The sequence below is a fragment of the Streptomyces durocortorensis genome (genome assembly GCF_016901035.1).
GTDB classification, from domain to species: domain Bacteria; phylum Actinomycetota; class Actinomycetes; order Streptomycetales; family Streptomycetaceae; genus Streptomyces; species Streptomyces durocortorensis.
In genome coordinates, this window is sequence record NZ_JAFEUF010000074.1 from 27,422 (window position 1) to 31,084 (window position 3,663).

A 3,663-nucleotide genomic window follows, 5' to 3' on the forward strand; every position below is an offset into this window, starting at 1 on the left:
GGGGGCTGGCGGGGCGCCCGGGCGGGTGCTGTGGCGGGGGGGGGGGGGGGGGGGGGGGCGGGGGGGGGGGGGGGCCCCCCCTCCGCCGCCCCCCCCCCCCCCCCCCCCCCCCCGGCCGGTACTGCGTCAACCTGCCACGTCCCGGCTTCAGTTGCCCTTGACCGTGACCTTCTCGTCGTTGTTGAGCTGCTCCACGAGCTGCTTCACCTTGGCCTTGTCCCAGACCAGGTTGCCGCCGGTGCTCCCCGAGATCGGCATGTTCATCGACGTACCGTCGCCGCCCGTGACGCCCTTCATCGCGAAGAACATGTTGCCCAGCGCCCAGAGCGACATGTCCTTGTCCACGATCAACGTGTCCAGGCCCGCGCCCATCGTCGGGTACAGCTTGAACGGGTTGATGATCGTCGACGGGGTCGCCGTCTGGCTCGCCAGCGCCGCGAGGAACTTCTGCTGGTTCTTCGTACGGTCCAGGTCGCTGCCCGCGAAGGCGTAACGCGTACGGACGAAGGCGAGGGACTGCTCGCCGTTCAGCGTCTGCTTGCCCGCCTGGAAGTCGGCCCCCGACTTCTTGTCCTTGAAGGCCTTCGGGATGTCCAGCTCGACCCCACCGATCGCGTCCACGATCTTCGCGAAGCCGCCGAAGCCGATCTCGACGTAGTGGTCGATGTGCAGGCCGGTGTTGAACTCGACCGTACGGACGAGGAGTTCGGGGCCGTCCTCGGCGTAGGCGGCGTTCAGCTTCACCTGCCGGCCGGTGCCCTGGAACTTCTTTCCAGACTCGGACCCCACGAACGTCGGGATCTCGACGTTCGAGTCGCGCGGCAGCGAGATCAGCGTCGGGCCGTTCGAGCCGTCGTGCAGGATCATCATCGAGTCGGTGCGCTTGCCCTCGGCGGAACCGGTGCGCAGCCGCTTCTTCTCCTCGGCCGACATGCCCTCGCGGCTGTCGGACCCGACGATCAGGTAGTTCGTGCCGTCGCCGGACTCCGGCCGCTCGATGACCTTGGCAAGGTCCACCTCGCGCTTCAGCTTCGAGTCGGCCCAGAAGTACGTCGAGATCGAGACCGCGAGCACCACGACGACCAGGGTCAGCGCGCCGAGCTTGATCCGGCGCCGCCAGTCCGGGGCCGGGCGGCCCTGGACGTAACCCCCGTCACCGCCGCCGCGACGGCCGCCGCCGCCCCGGCCGTCGGAGCCGCCGCTGCCCGAGCCGTAGACCTGGCCCGTGTTGTAGCCGCTGTCGTATCCGGGCTCGGGGCTGTTGCCGTAGCCGCCCTGGTACCCGCCGTCCTGGTGGCGGTCGTCGTAGCCCTGGCTCTGCGGCGGTACCTGCGGCCGCTGCGGGGTACGGGGCTGGGACGGGCGGCGCTGGATGTGCGGCATCGCCCGCGCGCTCTCGGGCTGGGAGCTGGCGCTGCCCCGCCCGTAGCGTTCGCTGCGGTCGCCGGTCCGTCGATCGGGCCAATCGTTCATCCGAACAGTGTGCCGTCCCGGCCCACGGCTATTACAGGGTGTAAGGGAAATCGCACCAGGGCTGTTGCGAACCTGATGCATTCTGCGGGATCACGGCACCCGCATAAGGTGGACGGCATGACAGATCAGGCCACTGGCGTAACAGATCCGGCCAACCGGCCGGAGGGTGAGATTCCGGGCAAGCCGACCGCGGCGTCCCGGACCACCCTCAGCCACATCATGACCGGCAGCGACACCAATCTCCTCGGCACGGTGCACGGTGGCGTGATCATGAAACTGGTCGACGACGCCGCGGGCGCGGTGGCCGGCCGGCACTCCGGCGGGCCCGCCGTGACCGCCTCGATGGACGAGATGGTCTTCCTGGAGCCGGTCCGCGTCGGTGACCTCGTCCATGTGAAGGCCCAGGTCAACTGGACCGGCCGCTCCTCGATGGAGGTCGGCGTCCGCGTGATGGCGGAGCGCTGGAACGAGTCGACCCCCGCCCAGCAGGTCGGCAGCGCCTATCTGGTCTTCGCCGCCGTCGACGGGGACGGCAAGCCGCGCCGCGTACCGCCGGTGATCCCCGAGACCGAGCGCGACAACCGGCGCTACCAGGAGGCGCAGATCCGGCGCACCCACCGGCTCGCCCGCCGCCGGGCGATCAAGGAACTGCGCGAGAAGCGCGCCGCCGACGGCATCGACGACTGAGGCACCGGCTGAGCCGCCTCCCGTACGGCCGCCACCCGCACGGTGCGCGGACCGCCCGCACCCGTCAGCGGGTCACGGGCACACCACCTCGTCGCCCGTCACCGTCGAGAACTCGCCCGTCTGCCGGCTCTCCGCCTTCACCCGCTGCACCTTCGTGAAGTCCGACCCCACGGTCACCTTCATCTGCGGGCCCTGGCCCTTCACCGCCTTCAGCTCGCTCCCGGGCAGCGCCGTGGCCAGGGACTTCGCCGACCGGTCCCAGCGCGGGTCGTACTCCACCAGCGTCCGCTTCAGCTCCCGCACCTCCCCGTTGAGCGGGGCCTCGGTGGTGGCGAACCCGGTCGCCCGCAGCGCCTCGTCCACGGTCCGGCCCAGACCGTCCTTCGGGGTTCCGTTGTAGACCTGCACCCGGACCTCCTTCGGCGCCACGTCCACCAGCGTCGCCGGGGCCTTCTTCTCCGCACCGGCCGCCGGCTTCGGCTTCGGCTTCGCCGGGGCCAGCGGCTTGTCCTCGCGCAGGGCCTGGAACAGCTTCTTCGCCTTCTTCGCGTCCCACTGCACCGTCGAGCCGATGCCCTTGACCGGGAAACTGGGGTTGCCGATGGGCACGGACGCGAACTCCGACGAGGCAGGACCGAAGTCCTTCATCGCCTTGCCGAGCGCCAGCATCTGCTCCGTACCGAAGCCCTCGTCGGCCCGGACCGAGCCCAGCGCCGAGGCCGAGACCTGCTGGAACTTCACCGGGTTCAGCAGCACCCCGCTGCTCGTCGCCTGCTTGATCAGCGCCGCCATGAACTTCTGCTGGCGCTCCATCCGGCCCAGGTCGGCGGCCACGTCGATATGGCGCGAGCGCACGTACTGGAGCGCCTGACCGCCGTCCAGCTCATGGGTGCCCGCAGGCAGGTTCAGACCGGTGTACGAGTCCTTCATCGGCCGCGCCGTGCAGATCTTCACCCCGCCCACCGCGTCCACCGTCTTCATGAAGCTGGTGAAGTCGACCTCCAGATAGTGGTCGATCTTGACCCCGGTCATGTTCTCGACGGTCCGCACGGTCAGCGTGGGCCCGCCCTCCGCGTACGCGGCGTTCAGCTTCACCGGGTGGCTCTCGTGGTGCTTGCCCGTGGTGCGGTCGGTGTGGGCGGGCATCTCGGCGTAACTGTCCCGGGGAAGGCTGACCACGCTCGCCCGCTGCCGGTCGGCCGACAGATGGACCAGCATCACCGTGTCGGTGCAGTGGCAGGGCGCGCCGCCGAGCTTGTACTTCTTCTTCTCGGCCTTGGTGATCGTGTCCCGGCCGTCGGTGCCGACGAGCAGCAGATTCGTGCCGTTGCCGCCCTCGGGGCGGTTCTTCATGTCCTTGAACGGGTCGACCCGGCCGATCCCGCCCTCCAGGCTGCTCACCACCGCGTGACCGATCCCACCCGCCCCCAGCACCAGTACCGACAGACCGGTGGCCACCCGCATCCCCCAGCGCGGCCGCTCGTCCTGCTTGCGGCGGCGGAC

At 70.1% G+C, this 3,663-nt stretch carries 3 protein-coding genes; 1 reads left to right on the forward strand and 2 read right to left on the reverse strand.

The genetic code is table 11. The features are described 5' to 3' along the window. Positions 1–147 precede the first annotated feature (147 nt). The gene (locus JS521_RS16520) at positions 148–1,473 is read right to left on the reverse strand and encodes an LCP family protein (protein WP_205083751.1); all 1,326 of its coding nucleotides are present in this window, start codon (positions 1,471–1,473) and stop codon (positions 148–150) included. 117 nt (positions 1,474–1,590) lie between these two features. On the opposite strand from JS521_RS16520, the gene JS521_RS16525 reads away from it, so the two are divergent. Next, positions 1,591–2,160 carry an acyl-CoA thioesterase gene (locus tag JS521_RS16525; protein WP_205083752.1) on the forward strand — a complete coding sequence of 190 codons (570 nt, stop codon included), beginning with the start codon at positions 1,591–1,593 and terminating at the stop codon, positions 2,158–2,160. A 72-nt stretch (positions 2,161–2,232) separates the two neighbouring features. Here JS521_RS16525 and JS521_RS16530 read toward each other — a convergent pair. Beyond that, positions 2,233–3,663, reverse strand: a 1,431-nt coding sequence (locus JS521_RS16530; protein ID WP_443732181.1) for an LCP family protein, incomplete at its 5' end; no start/stop codon positions are given.